Source organism: Kitasatospora sp. NPDC007106 (genome assembly GCF_040634455.1).
GTDB lineage: Bacteria > Actinomycetota > Actinomycetes > Streptomycetales > Streptomycetaceae > Kitasatospora > Kitasatospora arboriphila.
Genome location: NZ_JBEYFP010001374.1, coordinates 1 through 1,164 on the forward strand (window position 1 = coordinate 1; position 1,164 = coordinate 1,164).

1 protein-coding gene is annotated in these 1,164 nt (G+C 79.8%); it reads left to right on the plus strand.

What is annotated here, in order from left to right:
* On the plus strand, positions 1-1,164 hold a 1,164-nt coding region (locus tag ABZ641_RS38600; protein WP_359989355.1), incomplete at both ends, for a DUF5682 family protein.

Here is a 1,164-nt window from a genome sequence, read left to right on the forward strand (position 1 = left end):
CACTCAGGGCACCCCGCGCTCCGGCCTCGGCCCGTCCGTCGAGGCCGAGCTCGCCGCCCTGCGCCTGCCCGACCCGGAGGACCCGGACTCCCGCGAGCTGCGCCTCGACCCGCTGCGCTCCCCGCTGGACGGGCGCCGCGAGGTGCTGCTGCAGCGCCTCGCGGTCTGCGGGATCGGCTACGGCAAGCAGATCGAGGTCTCCGGCACCGGCGACGGCGCCGCGCTCAGCACCCGCTGGCGGATCGCCTGGACCCCGTCCGCGGCCGCCCGGCTCGACCTGGCCGGCGTCCGCGGCGTCACCGCCGAACTCGCCGCCGCCGGCACCCTGCGGGAGACCGCCCGCTGGCAGTCCGCGGACGGCGGACCGACCTGCACCCAGCTGCTGGACGGGCTGCGCGCCGCGGCCCGCTGCGACCTGCCCGCGCTGGTCGCCGAACGGCTCGCCGAGGCAGAGCAGTTGCTGCCCGCCTCGGCGACCCTGCCGGAACTCCTCGACGCGCTGGACCTGTTGGAGGCGCTGCGGCTCGCCCACCTGCCCGGCACCACCGAGCGGAGCCGGGAGCGGGCCGCCGAACTCGCCACCGTCCTGCTGGACGCGGCCGTCCGCGGCCTGCCCGGACTGGCCGGCAGCGAGGACCCGGCGGACGCCACCGCCCTGGTGGCCCTCGCCACCCGGGCCGGCGACCACCGGCTCGGCCTGCGGATGGACGACGCCCTCGCCGAGCTCGCCCGCACCGGCTCCCCGCTCGTCCAGGGCGCCGCGCTCGCCGCGCGGGTGCTGCTCGACCTGGACACCGCGGACCGCCTCGGCGCCCGCGCCGCCGGCTGGGTCGACGCCGCCGCCGACCCCGAGGGCCGCCGCCGGCTGGCCCGACTGCTCACCGGCCTGCTGACGGCCGGCGGGCCGCTGCTCCAGTACGCGCCGGACGCGCTCGGCCCGCTGCTGGAGCGGATCGACGCGCTGCCCGACCGCGGCTTCCTGGACCGGCTGCCCGCGCTGCGGGCCGGCTTCGACGCGCTCAGCCCCGCCGGCCGCGGCCGGCTGCTGGACACCGTCGCCGAACGGCTCGGCGAGCGCCCCGACCTGACGCTCGCCGCCCCGGCCGGACAGCTAGCGCCAATGAAGGGCGCGGACCCCCCAGGCCCCGCGGCGCCAGGAGTACG